This window comes from Leucobacter weissii (genome assembly GCF_017565745.1).
In the GTDB taxonomy this organism is placed as follows: Bacteria; Actinomycetota; Actinomycetes; order Actinomycetales; family Microbacteriaceae; genus Leucobacter; species Leucobacter weissii.
Window position 1 is genome coordinate 39,834 of the sequence record NZ_JAGDYM010000017.1, and the last position, 15,301, is coordinate 55,134.

Here is a 15,301-nt window from a genome sequence, read left to right on the forward strand (position 1 = left end):
TTCAGCCTCCTCGATTGCATCCCAGGGGAAGCGTTCTCCACACTCGCGGGGCGGAGATGCTGTCTCCGCGCTCCATTCTCTCAAGAAGGGGACGAGGCTCCGAGGCGTCTCTCGTGCCGTGTCAGTCGATGAAGGAGCGCGACGCTCCCGTGCGTTCGAGCAGGCCCCGCACCCGCGTGTGAGGGTGCTCGCCACGCAGTGCCGTGCTGCCGCGCAGGGTCAGCACGATCCGGGTGTTGCCGTCGTCGCCGGACGAGCCGATCGGTGCGGCGATGCCGGCGGCGTGCCACGAGGAGGTCACGTCCAGCACGAGCCGAAGCACGATCGCCTCGGGATCACGTTGCGGAAGCCCGGCCAGGACGCGCCGGTGCTTTCCCGGCAGGCCGTGGCGGCGCGCGAACACATCGACGAGGTCCGTGAGCAGGATCGAGGGCAACTGCTGATCGCGAAGATCCGAGAACGCGTGCACGAGAAGATCCGCCGAGACCTCCAGACGGTCGCGCTGCAGGAGCGTCTGCACGCCGTCGGATGCCTCACGCATGGTGGATCCGCCTCCTGCTCCCGGTTGCTACGGTAACCATTACCGGTTCTTTCTCTCATGCCTCGGTGAACGCTTCGTGAATGCCGGAAGGGACGGGAGGACCGGATCGGCGGACGGTGGGACGATCGGGGCATGAGCACTCAGATCGGCCCGGAACTGCCCGACGACATCTACGACAGGATCATAGCGTTGTCCGAGCAGGGCAACGAACTCGCGGACGAGGACGAGTATGAAAGGGCCGAGGCGGTGTGGGCCGGGGCGCTCACTCTCCTGCCCGAGCCGGCAGTCGAGTGGGAGCCCTACACGTGGCTGTGGGCGTCGATCGGGGATGTCCGCTACCTGACCGACGACACGGCGGGGGCGACGGAAGCGTTTTTCAACGCCCTGAACGGCCCGGGAGGCGTCGAGAATCCGTGGATCCACTACATGCTCGGCAAGTCCCTCGTCAGCGCAGACCGCGCCGACCGTGCGGCCGACGAGCTCATGCGCGCCTACATGCTCGACGACGACCTCTTCCACAACGACGAAGACGAGGGCGAGCGGATGCTGAAGATCCTCCGCGACGCCGGAGCGCGACTGGACTGACCGGGACGCGGCCGTCGGACACGCGCGCCGCTCAGTGCGCCACTCTGGACGGTCCCAGCGCAACACGGATCCCCGCGACGTCGATCAGCTGCACCCCGATCGCCGCCAGGTCTGACAGGCGCTCAGGGGTGGTCTGTGAGACCGCGTCGGTCGCGAGCACGGTGCGGAAGTCGCGCTGCAGGTCGATCAGGAGCAGCGCTGCGGTGTCCCACCTGGGCGCGAGGTGATCGGGGCGTGTCGTCTCATCGTCGAGCGAGCTCATCGCGCGGGAGTCCTCTCTCGTCGTCATCCGGCCAGGACGATGTTCAGCAGTCCGGGGAAGCGCTTCTCGAGGTCAGCCGTCCGCAGCCGGCTGGGGCGGGTGGTGCCCGCGATCCGCGTGGTGACGATGCCCGCTTCGCGCAGCGCGTGCATGTGGTGCGACACGGTGGAGGCCTTCACCGGAACATCGAGCGCGGTACACGTGGATTCCCCGACCCGGTGCAGCTCCCGCACGATGCTCAGCCGCACCGGGTCTGCCAGCGCGGCCAGCACCGTCGCCACGTCCACCTCGGACAGCTCCGGCTGCGGGAGCGTCCCCATCGTCACGTCCATGCTGACCATCATACGATGCGGATCGACTATTACGATCATGGTCGTAGTATTGGCGTATGGCACCCGATCGCTGGTTCAGACCCGTGCTCGTCCTGGCGACGGGGACGTTCGTCGTCGGAACAGACGCGTATGTCATCGCAGGTCTGCTTCCCCCGTTGGCCGCAGATCTCGCGGTCACGGTCGCCGACGCCGGGCAGTCCGTGACGGTCTTCGCTCTCGCGTACGCCCTGGCCGCCCCGAGCCTGGCGATCCTGTCAGGCCGGATCGCGCCGCGGACCTGGCTCGCGCTCGGACTGGTCGTCTTCGCGGTCGGGAACGCGCTGACGGCTCTGGCCTGGGGACTGCCGGCGCTGCTGCTCAGCCGAGCCGTCGCCGGGGCGGGGGCTGCGATGTTCACCCCGATCGCGGCCGCCATGGCATCCGGCATCGCCCCGCCGCGACATCGCGGACAGGCCCTGGGCCTGGTCACGGCGGGAACGTCGACGGCGCTCGTGATCGGCTCCCCGCTCGGCGCGATCGTGGGCTCGGCTGCGAGCTGGAGGATCACGATGGCGATCGTCGCCGCGCTGGGCCTGGGCATGGCGTTGGCTCTCCGACTGCTCCCGCGCAGACCCGCAGCACCCGCCGCGTCGCTCTGGGAGAGGTTCGGCGCACTGCGTACTCGCGGTGTCCTGAGCACCCTGGGCGTGACGGTCATCGCGTTCGCAGGGATCTTCCTCCCGTACACCTACGTCACCCAGGCATACCGGCCCCTCATCGACGCCGTCCCGGGCGGGACCGGCACCGTGCTGCTCCTGTTCGGCGTGACCTCCGTCGCCGGCGCACTCACGTCCGGGATGCTCGCGGACCGCTTCTCGGCCCGGCGGGTAGTCGTGACCGCCACGGCAGCCCTGGCGGGCGTGAACGGGATCGTCGCCGTCGCTCAGGGCTCACCCAGCGTCCTCCTGGTCGCACTGCTGGCAGCCGGATGGCTGTCCTGGTCCGTGCTCGCCCCACAACAGCAGCAGCTGGTGAGCCTTGCACCGACGCAGGCACCCGTGCTGCTGTCGTTCAATGCTTCCGCCGTCTACACCGGGATCGCCCTGGGCTCGTGGGCCGGGGGTGCCGCGCTCGAGACGGAGGCTCTCAGCGATGCTCGATTCGTGCTCCTTGGCAGCGGGCTGCTCCTGGTCGCGAGCCTCTGGCGGGTCGTGATCGCGCGCGAGAAGGCAGCTCCGGTGCTCAGCTCACCACGTTCTGCTCGAACCACGTCGAGACGTACTCGATGCCGTCGTAGATCAGGAGGGCGAAGCCCGCGGCGAGACACAGGCCGGTGAGGATCACGAGCCGGAATGAGCGGACCTTGCGTCCGGTCGGCTCGACGGAGATGTCGCGCGGGTCCAGCTGCGAGACCCACACGGTGCCGTCGAACGGCTCGGTCCGGGCGATCACGGGCGCGTTATCGATCTTCACCTTGCCGATCAGCAGCTGGCCGGCAGCGCCCGGGTACTCGACCTCGAGCTCATAGTGGTAGCGCGGGGAGAAGTTCGCCTGGAAAACGCGATAAACCCGGGACGTGCTCGTGGATCGCGCGGGCGGGTAGCTGGGCGCGCGGCACGCGTCGCTCACGGGACCAGGCGTCCCAGGTAAACACTCCCAGCGCGGGGGTCACCACGAGCACCAGCACGGCTCCCACAGCAAGCAGAACGGCGGGCAGGGTCATCGATCGCTCGCTTCTTGGGATCCCCGTACCGGACACGCACCCTCCTGCTCACGCATCCGGCCCAGGCAGCTACGTGAGCGACATCCACTACGACGAATACGAAAACAACCACCACCCAGAACCCGTCTACACCGAAGCCTTCGCGTTCCTCGGCAACACCACCATCCGCACCACCGCAGCCACCCACGCAGCACACATCAAAAAATCCGCCACAACCGACGGATTCCTAGACAACCTTCTCGACGAGGCTCTTGCTCAGGTTATTGGTTCGAGTAAGAGCATGGTGGTGGGCCTCCGTAGAGAGTTTGAGAACATCGGCCAGGCCTTGAAGACCGTGGTTTCTCGCTGGTCACGGGGTGCTTACAAGAAGTCTAAGCGACCGGTCGAGCCGCCGGTGGTCGACTCCCGGGGCCGGTTGGTTCGCTCAGTTGGGATGGCTCAAACCTTTTTGAAGCCGGAGCAGGTTGATGAGCTGGTTGCGCTGTATCAGCAGGGTTGGACGTTGGTGAAGCTCGCTGAACGGTTCGGGATTCACAAGCGCACGGCGGCCGCTCATCTGGTGCGTCGCTCGGTTCCGCTTCGAGGTAAGGGGCTGGCTGAGGCGGATCGTGCCGAGGCCGTACAGCTCTACGAGGGTGGTGCCACCTTGCTGGAGGTCGGGTTGCGGTTCGGGGTGAGCGAGCAGACGGTCCGTCGTGTTCTGGTCGTGGAGGGCGTGACGATCCGGCAATCCGGGCGACGCCGCAAGGTGCCCGCGTGAACGACTGACAAGATGCGGAGCCTGCCTCGTTGTGAGGCAGGCTCCGTGACGTTCAGCGCTCTCGTTCTATGGGCGGCGGCGTGGGTTTCCGGTGTCGTCGGTGACCAGTTCTGCTTCGGCCAGTGCGAACTTGTACAGGAAGGAGCGAACGCAGTCATCGCCGATGGGGCCGGTGATGATGCCCTCGGCGGTGTGAATGGTGACGCCTGCTTGTTCGAGAGAGGTGAAGTTGTCGAGGTTCTCGGTGAAGCGGCGGCCGAGGCGATCCAGGCTGGTGATGGCGACGTCGGTGACCTCGCCCTTGGAAGCTGCGTCGAGCAGCTCCGCGAGCGCTGGACCTGGATGGCCGTCGTCGCGGAAGGTGTGGGTTGCGCTCAGCCCGCGCTCGCGGAGGTACGCGCGGCAGTCGGCTTCCTGCCGGTCCGACTGCTCCTGATTCCCGGTTGCGCTGCGGAGGTAGATGACGGCCTTGGTCATGATGCACCTCCTGCCATCACCGGGACTGGCGCAAAGACCTGCGCCTGCTCCTCCTTGGGCTGTCGGCGCGCGGCGCGACGCTCGGCGTGCTCGTGGATGCGGACGCGGGCGAGCAGGATCAGGCTGACGGGGCCGATCCAGAGCATCTTCAACGCCGACCACAGCGTGATGAGCACGAAGATGTTGAGCCAGCCGGGGCCGCCGTCCCGGACGATGACGGCGAGCAGGCTCGCGAGGTAGAGGTACGGGATCGCGAGCAGCATCGCGGGCACCCCGTATTTCAGTCCGCGACGGGTGCGGATCTTGTCGAGCAGGATGTTGCTGGGCATCCATCGGCGCATGAAGTAGCGGATGTGGATGCTGGCGATCCAGATGAGTCGGAACATGGCGGGCCTCCAAGACACGTAACCATCAGGTGAGGCAGTACGTGTGGTGAGTGCCCGAAAGGGCTGTCCCGAGGACCCGCAGTGTTGAGAACCTGCCTCTGTCCTTCCACGATACGCCGGACCTACGACAGACGGAACCCCTCCGCCCCGCGCTCGGAGCGCGCACCTTGCCGCTGACGGTTGGCCGAGCGGAGGGATCAGGATCATGGCGAGGCTCGTGGAGCAGGTGCCGGGTGAGCGGCAGGCGCGGATGGTGCTGTCGATGATCGCCGAACCCGACGACCCTGTGACCGGCCGGGTGTTGAAGCAGGTCGGCGGTGTGGAGACGCTTCGGCTGATCGAAGACGATCGGGCCACGGTGCCGGGGATGAATCGTGCGGACGGGATGGCTTGGCGCGAGCGGTTGACGGCCGCGATCACGCCCGACCTTCCGGGCCGGGTGGCGCAACTCCAGGGCGGACGGATTGGCACGCTGATTCCGGCGGATGCGCACTGGCCGACGGGTCTGAACGAGCTGCGTGATCGCACCCCGTACGTGCTGTGGACTCGCGGGGCGACCTCATTTCTCAGTGGTGCCGTTGAGGATCGAGTGTCCATCGTTGGCGCGAGGGCCGCATCGCCGTACGGCACGACGGTCGCCGGGGAGTTGGCGGCGGAGCTGGCGAACCAGGAACGGGTGATCGTCGCCGGCGGCTCGTACGGGATCGAAGGCGCCGCACATCGAGCGACTCTCGCCGCAGGGGGCAGCACGGTCGCGGTGCTCGCAAGCGGGGTGGATCGCCCGTACCCGTCCGGGCACGCCGAGCTACTGGATCGTGTCGGCGATCTCGGTCTGTTGGTCAGCGAGATTCCGCCGGGGGCGGCGCCGTCGCGCCACCGGTTCGTCGCCCGCACTCGGCTGCTGGCGGCGTTGTCGGGCACGACTGTGATTCCCGAGGCGGGGAGCCGATCGATGGCGCTGCGCGTGGCAACAGAGGCGCACCGCCTGAGTCGTCCGGTCGGTGCAGTGCCCGGGCCGATAACCAGCGCGACCAGTAACGGACCGAACGATCTCCTCAAACGAGGCATCGCTGAAGTAGTCACCAGCGCGCAGGACGTGGCCGCACTGCTCGACTTGCCGGACAACGCCCGTGGGACCTCTCGTCAGGCAGGGCTCGGCCAGCGTCGCGAACCGCCGTCGGTCCGGCCAGAACGATCAGGCCGGGACTTATAGGCCTGACCATCTCGTCGGTCGCCCCGCTTCGTCGAGCCGGAGCCGTGGCCGACGCTCAGATGTCGTGTCAGCGGCGCTGTCTACGCTTGAGCCATGAGTTTCACACCGCTGCACCGAGCACTCGGCTTGCCTCCCAGTCCGTTGACCGACGACGTTCTCAACTCTGCGGTGGAGGCGGGCGTGGTGGAGACCGACGACCTGGACTGGAAGTCGGAGCTCCCTCCTGCCAAGAGCCTCTCTCAAACTGACGTGCCCAAAGACATCGCGGCGATGGCGAACAGTGGCGGCGGGATGATTGTCTATGGCGTCGAGGAGAAGGGGAAGGCTGCGACAGGTCGGAGTGACACCGGGGAGTTCTCCGAGGGTCATGAGCGCGCCTATCGCAGCGTCGCGGTCACTGCGATCTCTCCGCCGGTATTCGGGCTGGAGGTTTATCGGCTCGGTGTGGAGTGCCAGGCCGTCGCCGTGATCATCCCGGCGAGCGTAGATGGGCCGCACCTGATCTACAAGAACGATTTCTTCGGCGCCCCCGTCCGCAACGATGCCGATACAGCCTGGATGAAGGAGCGCCAGATCGAGGCCATGTATCGGGCGCGGTTCGATGAGCGGCGTCGAGCAACGGAGGCCGTGGATTCGCTGTATGTCGAAGCGGCCGAGGGCTGCGATGCGGCAGACCGTGCATGGCTGGTCGCGGTGGCGCATCCACGTATCCCAGGAGCCTTGACCCGTCTGACCCGTGACGAGGCGCGCGCAGTGTTCGATGACGCTCGGGCGATCACTCTCTCGTTCTCGAAGAACGTCGGCGTGCATCCATTGGAGAACGTTGAGCATCTCAACCCACGGCCGGGATTGCGCCGCTGGGTAGCACCCAACACCGCGACCGGTGATCGATCAGTCTGGAAGTCGGCGTGGGCCAGCGTCCATCACGACGGGTCCGTCTCCTTGACAGCAGCCGTCGGCGGCCACCGCAAGAGTGCCGACGGGTACTTCGAGGGCTGGGAGATCGAAGGGCGCGGCATCGAATGCGCCGTCGCGGATTTCATGGCTCTTATCCAAGCGACGGCCCGGGCACTGCATCACGACGAATACGATGTACGGATCGGCATCGAATGGGGCGGCGAACGCCCTCTGACCGTCCTGACCGTCGACGGCTCCGGCTACACGTATGACGGAGTCTCGACTCCGCTCAGGACGTTCACATCGGTGCGTTCGACCGTGACAGCATCGGCCACTGGCTCCGACTTCCACCGCCAGCTCCACGAGCTGGCGGAAGACTGCGTGAACCAGGGCGGCGTCACATACCTCCACGCCATCAACCCCCTACCCGCGGACGATTAGAGCTTGGGCCCGCGCCTATCGACACCGACCGGCGAGCGTCGCGCTTCCTCCGGCCCCGGGGTCGGCCGTGGGTTGAGGCGGTGGAGGGCGGCGGTGGCGCGGGCGTGGTCGATCTTCTGGGCCGCGGATTCCGGCACCGCACCCAGCGCCGTGTCGTCGGTGACGCTGTAGCGGTCGCGGTAGGCGGCCACGGTGCGGGCATCGCGCCGCCACCGGGCCGCCCCACGCTGATCCACCGGCGGCGTACCGAGGTCGGTCGTCCAAGGTTCGATGTCGTGGAGGGCGGAGTCGAGGATCGCGTCGGCCCGGGCCTCGATCAGCTCCCGCCGCTCGGTGAGGGCTTGGCGCATCTCGCCGCTCATGGCCCCGGTGGCGTGCGGGATGAGCCCAACGATCAGCCGCGGGGCCTTGCGGGTACGGCCGGACCCGGCCGGCTGGGCGGTGGCGCGGGCGAGACGGTAGTGCAGGACCTTGGCGATGTCCTCGGCGTCTTCGAACCCGCGGGCAGCGGCCAGGCGAGGGAACAGGGCATCGAGGTCGTGGTGGTTGGCCTCGGCCCGCCGCAGTTCCGCCGTCAGCGCCCCAAACGCCTCCGAGGTGAGCGCGGCGTCGGCTTGGTCATCGGTGAGGCCGGATTCTCGGATGAGGGTGGCCCAGCGGTCGTGCTGGGCGGCTGCGGCGATGGTCTCGTACTCCGCGGCGAGCTGCGCGATCGACCCCCACTGCTCCTGCTCGATAGTGATGGTCTCGTGCGCGGAGACCTCGGCACCGGAGTGCTGCAACACCCCGAACAACACTGCCCGTCCGGTCGCCTCGTCGTTGTCTGAGGGGTGCGGGGCCTGGTGGGTCGGGTCGGGGCGGTCGAGGATCACGTACGCGCAGTTGGAGGTTCTGCCGCGGGTCATGCCGACGTAGAAGTTCTCCCGCGTCGTTGTCGGTTCGACCAGGACGTGGGCGGTGTCGACGGTGATGCCCTGCGCCCGGTGTGCGGTGACGGCGTAGCCGAGGTCGACGTGCTCGGCCACGTAGTCGGCCGGCAGCACGATCGCCCCGGACCGGCGCCCGGGCTTGCGGATCGTGATCGACCTGTCGTCTCGCACCTCGGTGATCTGCCAGGTGTCGCCGTTGCGCACCCAGTCCCGGCCGGTGCCGCTGCGTAGCCGGCGGTCGTTGCGGCGGGTGATGATCGTGTCCCCGACCCCGGCCCGGGTGCCCTCGGTCAACGCGACTTCCCGGTTCGGGGTGATCCGGCCTTCGAGGATCAGGTCGGCGCGGGCGCGGGCGTTGAGCGCGGTCACGTCCTCCCTTGTTTCGGCGATCAGCACCGACACCCGCCCGGCGTCCTGGTCGGCCCGCCACGCCGTGTACGCGGCGTCGATCATGTCCTCACCATCGCCGTCGGTGATGCGGTCGTGGGTGAGGTAGGTGTCGATGACGCGGGTGCGGCAGTGTCGCAGATCCAGGGAAGCGGTCTTCTCCCACTCGTGCTCGAACCGGTGCACCAAGCTCAGCTCCGGCGCGCCGTCGTCGCGGTCGGCAACGAGCATCCCGAACGCCCCACCGGCATCGACGGACTGCAACTGGCCGTAGTCGCCGACCAGCAGCACCTTCGCCTCCGCCTGAGCGGCCAGGGCGGTGATGCGGTCCAGCGACAGGGTGCCGGCCAGGGACGCTTCATCGATGATGACCAACTGGCCGGCCTGGAACGTGGTGCCGCGGGTGAGGTGGTTCTGCCACCACTTCGCCGTGTTCTCCGTGTCGATCCCGAGATCCTCGCCGAGCACTTGGGCGGCGACGGCGGACGGGGCCAGCCCGACCACGCTTCCGGAGCCGTGCTGCTGCTCCCACGCCCGCCGCAACGCAGACATGGCGGTGGTCTTCCCGGCACCGGCGGGGCCGACGAGCACGTCGAGCGCCCGCCCCGAGACCGCGATCCGTGTCAGCGCGTCGGACTGGTCCGGCCCGAGCACCCGCCCGTGCCGGTCCGGCTTCGAGACGACCCGCTCGACTGTCTCGATGTCCACGACGGGGGCGGTGCGGGTGCTGGCGAGGGTGAGGAGGCGGTCTTCGGCCTCCAGCAGCATGGTCGAGGAGAACACTGTCGAATGCCGCGGACGAAACACCGATGTCCCGTCGGGACGGCGGAACGCGACCGGGCTCGATGCCAGCTCCGGCGGCGTCAACCTGAGGGAGGCTTGTTCGGCGGCATCGGCGATCATCCCGACCACAGCCTCCCGATCCGGCACGCTGGCGAATCGCCAGCCCATCGACTGCCGGGAAGCTTCGGCGTGCAGGTTCCAGGGCCGCCACGTCGACCGCTTCTCACCGACCACCGCCACCACGGTCTGCCCGAGCTCGGCGATCACCTCCAACGGCACGTCATCGGCCCGCAAGGGCCGCGCCGTCTGGGGCTGGGTGATGCGGCGAGCCCACCCGGTCGCATCCTCACCCAACACTTTGGCGGCGCGGTCGCGCCAGCCGGCGGTGAGGTTGGCCAGCGACTGCACCTGCTTGTCCGGCCGGGTCGCCAGCGTCGCCTGAGCACGTAGCCGCACGATCGTCCGCGCCGAGGGGCGGCGGCCATGCTCGGCGACGTAGTCGGCGATGAGTCGGTCGGCTTCGGCGTCGATGTCGTGGGAGCGGGTGGAGAACTCCTCGATCAGTTCCTCGCCGACCCCGACGATCTCCCACGCCGGGTTCCGATCCCGGCCCCGCTCCCGTGCCTCCCACCCGAGGCCGAGCATCCCGGTGAGCCGGTCGGCCAAGACCGCGTTGTAATGCTCCGACAGGGCGACCACCGCGGCGTGCATCGGACGACCGTCCAGCGATCGCCACTTCCCGTCCAACGCGGTCTGCACCTTGTTGCTGACGATCACGTGCGTGTGCAGTTGAGGGTCGGAGGAACGGGAGTCGTAGTGATCGAACGCGGTCGCGATCAAGCCGGTGACATCGACCTGGGCGACCGCGCCATCGGCGGCCGTGTACCCGGTGCGGGTCGCGGCGACCTCCCGCTCCATGAAGTCCACCACCTCGGCCACCGCCTCGCGATGGGCCTGCGCGATCAGGGACTGCGTACCCGCATCAGCGACGCCCCACAGGACCGACACCGACTTCGGCACCGAGAACGTGTAATCGAAACCCGCGACCGCCCGCCGGTTCTCGCGCTCGGTCTCCTCGGCCTCGATCCGGGCGACTTGCTCGGCACGCTCACCCATCCCCAACCCCGGATCAAGACCCTTCACGCGCTTGCTGATGCGGTCTGTGGCCGAGACGTACCGCGGGAACGCTCGGCCCAGAGGTTCGCCCGTAATGGGGTCGCGGCCCATCCCGATCAGCAACTGCAACTGCGCCTCGGACACCTCATCCCCGGCACCGATCCGCCCGTCACCGAGGCCGGACAGGGCCGAGCCCATCCAGTTGCCCGGAGGTGTTCCCTCCTCGCTGTAGTACCTCGTCAACGGCGTCGAGAGCGACCGGTCACCGTCAGCAGCAGCGATCGTGCGCAGCAGGTACTTGTACCCATCGCCCGCGCTCATCACCCGCATCGAGACCGTCATGCTGTCCAGGTGAACAATGCGGCCACGGTGCAGAGCGGTACTGACACCAAGAGGGGGTCTATGTAGCGCCGCGAGATGCTGCGCCAACTGTTGAGCGAGCCCTCCGCTTAATCACTGTCTGCAAGGGGCGCAACCATGCCTCCTGGAAGGGGTTCTACACCAGACGCTCTGTCAAGCCATGCGGCCCGTCATGCAATCGAAATCAACGCAACGCAACCCCACACCCTACGGGCGATGAGCTATCACCGTTTGCGGGGCTCGTCGTAAGACTTGCCAGCGCCCGCATCATCTGCTTGATCGGTCATCTGCTGGTGGCCCTTGATCGTGGCGGCCAGGGCGCGTTCGTGGTCGCGGAGCCGCTTGATCCTCTGGCGCAGAGCCTCGTGATGTTCGGTCAGCAGGTGCACCCGCGCAGGAAGCGTCGAGTCTCCTTGGGTACGGAGTGCGGCGTAGTCGCGCGTCTGGGCGATCGGCATTCCGGTTTCCCGGAGGCGCACTAAGAAACGCATCCAGTCCACGTCGCCGGGCTGGTAGCGGCGTTGGTTCCCGACGGTCCGGGTGATGGGGTGGATCAGGCCGGCGCGTTCGTAGTAGCGCAGCGTATGCGCGGTGACGCCGGTGATCTCGGCCATCTCCGCGACCGACAGTCCATGCGGCTCCGCTCCGGGAGTCTCGGCGTTGTCGTCTACCATGGTGACTACCTTAACTTAGAGTTCGCTCTAATTATCTACCTCGATCTGCAAGAGGTGTGATCGCTCAGAAGGTGGCGAGATTCGGGCGCGCAGATGGAAGCATTGGCGCGAGACGGTCTCGGGGCTCTGGACGACGGCGAGTCCGGCTACCAAGCGAGATTCTGTGGCTGGTGAGTTCGCTGGTCGTCGGGCCGTGCACCTGACAGGTGTTCTCCCTGGCATAGGGCTCCACTCGGGGTCTGGTGCCGGGGTTCCACCGACCTGCCGGAGCCCTCATGCACGACATTGCGCTTTCCTCGGTTCGCCGTCCTCGGATCGGCTCGCTGTTCTCTGGATACGGGGGTCTCGATCTCGCCGTCGAGCACGCCACCGGCGGTGAGACGATCTGGTTCTCCGAGATCAACACCCCTGTTGCTCGCGTGTTCGCCCACCACTGGCCCGATGCCCCGAACCTCGGCGACATCTCCAACATCGACTGGACCACGGTGCCGCCGGTGGACATCCTTTGCGGCGGCTTCCCGTGCCAAGACGTTTCAACCGTAGGCAAGGGCGCTGGGCTCGCACCCGGCACCCGCTCGGGGCTCTGGTCGTACATGGCGACCGCAATCGAGGCGCTGCAACCCGAGCTCGTGCTGGTCGAGAACGTGCGCGGACTGCTGTCCGCAACCGCAGCCCGACCCGAGACGAAAGGCCTACCCGATGACGACCGCAACCCCGACGATGCAACCCCCGACACAGCGAGCGCCGTTCGCAAGCTGGAACCCGAACCTTGGATGCTGGGAGACGACGCAACCCGACCTCTTCGGGCACTCGGAGCGGTACTGGGCGATCTGGCCGACCTCGGGCGAAATGCGCACTGGATCGGCCTACTGGCATCACTGGTCGGTGCACCGCATCACCGGTTCCGCATCTTCATTACAGCCCACCCCGAAGGCACTCTTCCGGACGCCGCTGGCGTCGGACTCCTCACGTGGCGGCGAGACGCTGGATCAGGTGAGGGCGCGCCGGGGAACGATCGCCCTGAGTCATCAGATCATCGACTTCGCTCTGCACGGACCGGCTGGCTCGCCGGCCAGGTGGAACGAGCCGGAGACCCTGTTCGCCCTGGTCGAGGGCATCTTCATCGCTGGGGGCGATACTCCGACGCCATCGCCCGATGGGAGCACATCACCGGACGAGACGCGCCCGCCCCTGCGATTCTGAACGAAGACCGCGGGGCCGCGCCCTGCGCCGGAGTTCGTGGAATGGCTCATGGGCTTGCCCGCTGGCTGGGTTACCGATCCCACTCACGAGCTGACAGCGAATCAACAGAACACGGCCCTCGGCAACGGTGTCCTCCCGCTCCAAGCATTCCTCGCCATGGACGCAATGCCATGACGCCGGGCAGTCACGGTGATGAGCCGTACCGTCAGAATCACGAGCTCAGTGCTCGCGCGGCCGCCATCGCATCCCTGCGGATGCTAGGCGACCGCACCACGACCTCCACCCATCGAATCGGCGCACTCGCCAGGCATGTTGTCAGGTCAGTTGCAGGGTGGTGATGCAGGTCGGGTCGTCACTGTTCATCGTGGAGATGTCTGCCGTTCCCGCCTGGCCGTCGTATTCCACGGTGAGGGTCGCCGTTGTGCCGCGGGGTACCCAGATGCCGATGAAGCCGTTGTCGTAGGTCTGCCGCACGTCGTCGACGAGCACGTCACCGTCTTCGCCAGTGAGGGTGACCTGAACTTCGGTGTTTGCGAGCTCACCGAGGCAGGTGGTCAGACTGTGGAAGTAGCAGTCATGGGTTTGATCTCGGTAGGGGGCGATCGAGATGTATACCTCGTCATCGGGCATCGGCAGCTGTGTTTCGCGTTCTTGGTCATCGGTGAGGACGAGCGCATCCGGCTGCACGGACGCGATCAGATCGGCGGGTCGGTCGGCGACGGGCATCGTGTCGAGCCGTTCGATGACCTGCGCGGCGTCGAGGCCGTCCAGGTCGTGTGCCGCCAGGAAGTCAGTGTCGGACGCTTGACTGCTGGTCGAGGGCGACGGGGGTTCGGTCGAGGACGTGGTGGCGCATCCAGTGAGCACGAGGGCGGCGGCAAGCGTGATGGTGGCGGCGACGATCATATTCAGTCGTCGCGGCTTGGTGGTATGGGGCATGGAGTATTCCTTCGAAAGTGTTCGGCGGGGTCGGTGCCGGGCGCTCTCGCCACGGCACCGACCCTGACGGTCGATCAGAGGGTGGCCAGGAGGTCTTGCATCTCCTGGATCTCGGCGGTCTGCGCGTCGATGATGGTCTGCGCGAGCTCGACGGCATCGGGGTTGCTGCCGTCATCGACTTGCGTCTGGGCCATCTCGACCGCTCCCTCGTGATGGACGATCATCTGCTCCAGGAACAGTTGCGACGCCTCGGCTCCGTCGGCCGATTCGAGGGCGGCCAGGTCGTCCTCGGTCATCATCCCGTCGCCGTGGTCCATCCCGCCCATCTGCTGCTCCTCGGGATTGACGCCCCAGTCCCCCAGCCAGCCCTGGAGCTGTTCGATCTCGGGCCCCTGGGCAGCCTTGATCTGCTCGGCCAGCTCGACCACCTCGGGGGCGACGCCGTCCTTGGCGAGGACGATGTCGCTCATCTCGATGGCCTGCTCGTGGTGGACGATCATCATCGAGGCGAACATCACGTCCGCGTCGTTGACGTCCGCTGCCTGCTCGGACGAGCCGTGGTCCATGCCCGGCATCGAGTCATCGTCGTTCTCGGCCGAGCAGCCGGCAAAGACGAGAGCGGCGGTGAGGGCGAGTGCGGCGGTCGCCGCGGTACGAAACTTCATGAGTGTTCTCCAATATCAACAGTCGCTTCAGTGGCGCGGCCCCCGGGAGGGCGCCGCGTGTGTGGGAACCGTCGGCGCTGGTGCGCGCCGGGTTCACCGCCCCATCACGTGCGACTGATGCAGAGAACGTGCAACGACGGCGCCCTGGACAGCACCCTGTCGATGAAGCGGGCCACGAGGGAGGACCGAGGCAGGGTGCGCATCCATCCGCGCAGCAGCCGAGGCGGCACCAGGATCAACAGGATGAGCAGGAGCGCGAGCACGCACGCCATCGCCATGCCCAGATGGTCACCGCTCCCGCAATCCGTGCATGCACTACCGAGGTCACCTGCCGAGCCACCGGACTCGTGCACGCCGCCCGCGCTGTGATGAGCGCCCTCAGTGCCGGTGGCGGAGACCGTTATAGCGGGCGCGTGGGCGGCCGGGGTGCCGTGCAGGTTCAGCGTGTGCATGGCCAGCAGCCCGACGATGACCGCAGCGACCAGCAACCCTCCGAGCAGCACACACCGGAAGAAGGCCCGGAGGCTCTTCCCGGATCGCGTTGCTGTTGCGGACACCATGCACCTCAGTTTACGGGCTCACCGTGCCGCTGTCGGCGGCCGGAGTGGTTGGTGCGACCGAGGCTGGCCGCCTCTGTATGCGCGCTGAA

Annotated in this window: 17 protein-coding genes; 6 read left to right on the forward strand and 11 right to left on the reverse strand. The window is 67.3% G+C overall.

Annotated features, from left to right (window positions below):
• Positions 1-121: 121 nt before the first annotated feature.
• Positions 122-541 carry a hypothetical protein gene (locus tag J4H92_RS14340; protein WP_208098870.1) on the reverse strand — a complete coding sequence of 140 codons (420 nt, stop codon included), beginning with the start codon at positions 539-541 and terminating at the stop codon, positions 122-124.
• Positions 542-673: 132 nt separating this feature from the next.
• Between J4H92_RS14340 and J4H92_RS14345 the strand changes: the two genes are divergently transcribed.
• Positions 674-1,126, forward strand: a complete 453-nt coding sequence (locus J4H92_RS14345; RefSeq protein WP_208098871.1) for a tetratricopeptide repeat protein — start codon at positions 674-676, stop codon at positions 1,124-1,126.
• 31 nt (positions 1,127-1,157) lie between these two features.
• On the opposite strand, the gene J4H92_RS14350 is transcribed toward J4H92_RS14345, so the two are convergent.
• Both J4H92_RS14350 and J4H92_RS14355 read right to left on the reverse strand, forming a co-directional pair.
• Positions 1,158-1,415 (reverse strand): hypothetical protein, encoded by a 258-nt coding sequence (locus J4H92_RS14350; RefSeq protein ID WP_208098872.1) that lies wholly within the window; start codon positions 1,413-1,415, stop codon positions 1,158-1,160.
• On the reverse strand, positions 1,412-1,720 hold the full coding sequence (locus J4H92_RS14355; RefSeq protein ID WP_243752415.1) for an ArsR/SmtB family transcription factor: 309 nt from the start codon (positions 1,718-1,720) through the stop codon (positions 1,412-1,414). The genes J4H92_RS14350 and J4H92_RS14355 overlap by 4 nt, the downstream gene beginning before the upstream one ends.
• Positions 1,721-1,776: 56 nt before the next feature.
• Here J4H92_RS14355 and J4H92_RS14360 point away from each other — a divergent pair, with 56 nt between their 5' ends.
• Positions 1,777-3,036, forward strand: coding sequence for an MFS transporter (locus J4H92_RS14360; RefSeq protein WP_208098873.1), 1,260 nt, complete (start codon positions 1,777-1,779; stop codon positions 3,034-3,036).
• Here the strand turns inward: J4H92_RS14360 and J4H92_RS14365 are convergent.
• On the reverse strand, positions 2,942-3,328 hold the full coding sequence (locus tag J4H92_RS14365; protein WP_208098874.1) for a hypothetical protein: 387 nt from the start codon (positions 3,326-3,328) through the stop codon (positions 2,942-2,944). The genes J4H92_RS14360 and J4H92_RS14365 overlap by 95 nt on opposite strands.
• 167 nt (positions 3,329-3,495) lie before the next feature.
• Between J4H92_RS14365 and J4H92_RS15520 the strand changes: the two genes are divergently transcribed.
• Positions 3,496-4,182 (forward strand): helix-turn-helix domain-containing protein, encoded by a 687-nt coding sequence (locus J4H92_RS15520; protein WP_243752416.1) that lies wholly within the window; start codon positions 3,496-3,498, stop codon positions 4,180-4,182.
• Positions 4,183-4,248: 66 nt separating this feature from the next.
• Here the strand turns inward: J4H92_RS15520 and J4H92_RS14375 are convergent, their stop codons facing one another.
• Positions 4,249-4,659, reverse strand: coding sequence for a recombinase family protein (locus tag J4H92_RS14375; RefSeq protein WP_208098875.1), 411 nt, complete (start codon positions 4,657-4,659; stop codon positions 4,249-4,251).
• The gene (locus J4H92_RS14380; protein WP_208098876.1) at positions 4,656-5,045 is read right to left on the reverse strand and encodes a sulfate permease; all 390 of its coding nucleotides are present in this window, start codon (positions 5,043-5,045) and stop codon (positions 4,656-4,658) included. Before J4H92_RS14380 ends, J4H92_RS14375 begins: the two co-directional genes overlap by 4 nt.
• A 205-nt stretch (positions 5,046-5,250) precedes the next feature.
• Here J4H92_RS14380 and J4H92_RS14385 point away from each other — a divergent pair, with 205 nt between their 5' ends.
• On the forward strand, positions 5,251-6,258 hold the full coding sequence (locus J4H92_RS14385) for a DNA-processing protein DprA (protein ID WP_208098877.1): 1,008 nt from the start codon (positions 5,251-5,253) through the stop codon (positions 6,256-6,258).
• A 93-nt stretch (positions 6,259-6,351) separates the two neighbouring features.
• Positions 6,352-7,596 carry an AlbA family DNA-binding domain-containing protein gene (locus J4H92_RS14390; RefSeq protein ID WP_243752417.1) on the forward strand — a complete coding sequence of 415 codons (1,245 nt, stop codon included), beginning with the start codon at positions 6,352-6,354 and terminating at the stop codon, positions 7,594-7,596.
• On the opposite strand, the gene mobF is transcribed toward J4H92_RS14390, so the two are convergent.
• The gene (gene mobF / locus J4H92_RS14395; RefSeq protein WP_208098878.1) at positions 7,593-11,153 is read right to left on the reverse strand and encodes a MobF family relaxase; all 3,561 of its coding nucleotides are present in this window, start codon (positions 11,151-11,153) and stop codon (positions 7,593-7,595) included. The genes J4H92_RS14390 and mobF overlap by 4 nt on opposite strands.
• Before the next feature lie 242 nt (positions 11,154-11,395).
• Positions 11,396-11,845: a MerR family transcriptional regulator gene (locus J4H92_RS14400; RefSeq protein WP_208098879.1), complete on the reverse strand. Its 450-nt coding sequence runs from the start codon at positions 11,843-11,845 to the stop codon at positions 11,396-11,398.
• Positions 11,846-12,120: 275 nt separating this feature from the next.
• Between J4H92_RS14400 and J4H92_RS14405 the strand changes: the two genes are divergently transcribed.
• Entirely contained in the window at positions 12,121-13,386 is a 1,266-nt protein-coding gene (locus tag J4H92_RS14405; protein WP_243752418.1) for a DNA cytosine methyltransferase, read from the forward strand.
• Here the strand turns inward: J4H92_RS14405 and J4H92_RS14410 are convergent.
• From J4H92_RS14410 to J4H92_RS14420, 3 genes are all read right to left on the reverse strand, one after another.
• Positions 13,364-13,987: a CueP family metal-binding protein gene (locus J4H92_RS14410; RefSeq protein WP_208098880.1), complete on the reverse strand. Its 624-nt coding sequence runs from the start codon at positions 13,985-13,987 to the stop codon at positions 13,364-13,366. The genes J4H92_RS14405 and J4H92_RS14410 overlap by 23 nt on opposite strands.
• Positions 13,988-14,061: 74 nt before the next feature.
• Positions 14,062-14,652 (reverse strand): DUF305 domain-containing protein, encoded by a 591-nt coding sequence (locus J4H92_RS14415; protein WP_208098881.1) that lies wholly within the window; start codon positions 14,650-14,652, stop codon positions 14,062-14,064.
• 104 nt (positions 14,653-14,756) lie between these two features.
• A complete protein-coding gene (locus J4H92_RS14420; RefSeq protein WP_208098882.1) occupies positions 14,757-15,212 on the reverse strand; it encodes a DUF6153 family protein in 456 nt (151 codons plus the stop codon).
• Positions 15,213-15,301: the final 89 nt, after the last annotated feature.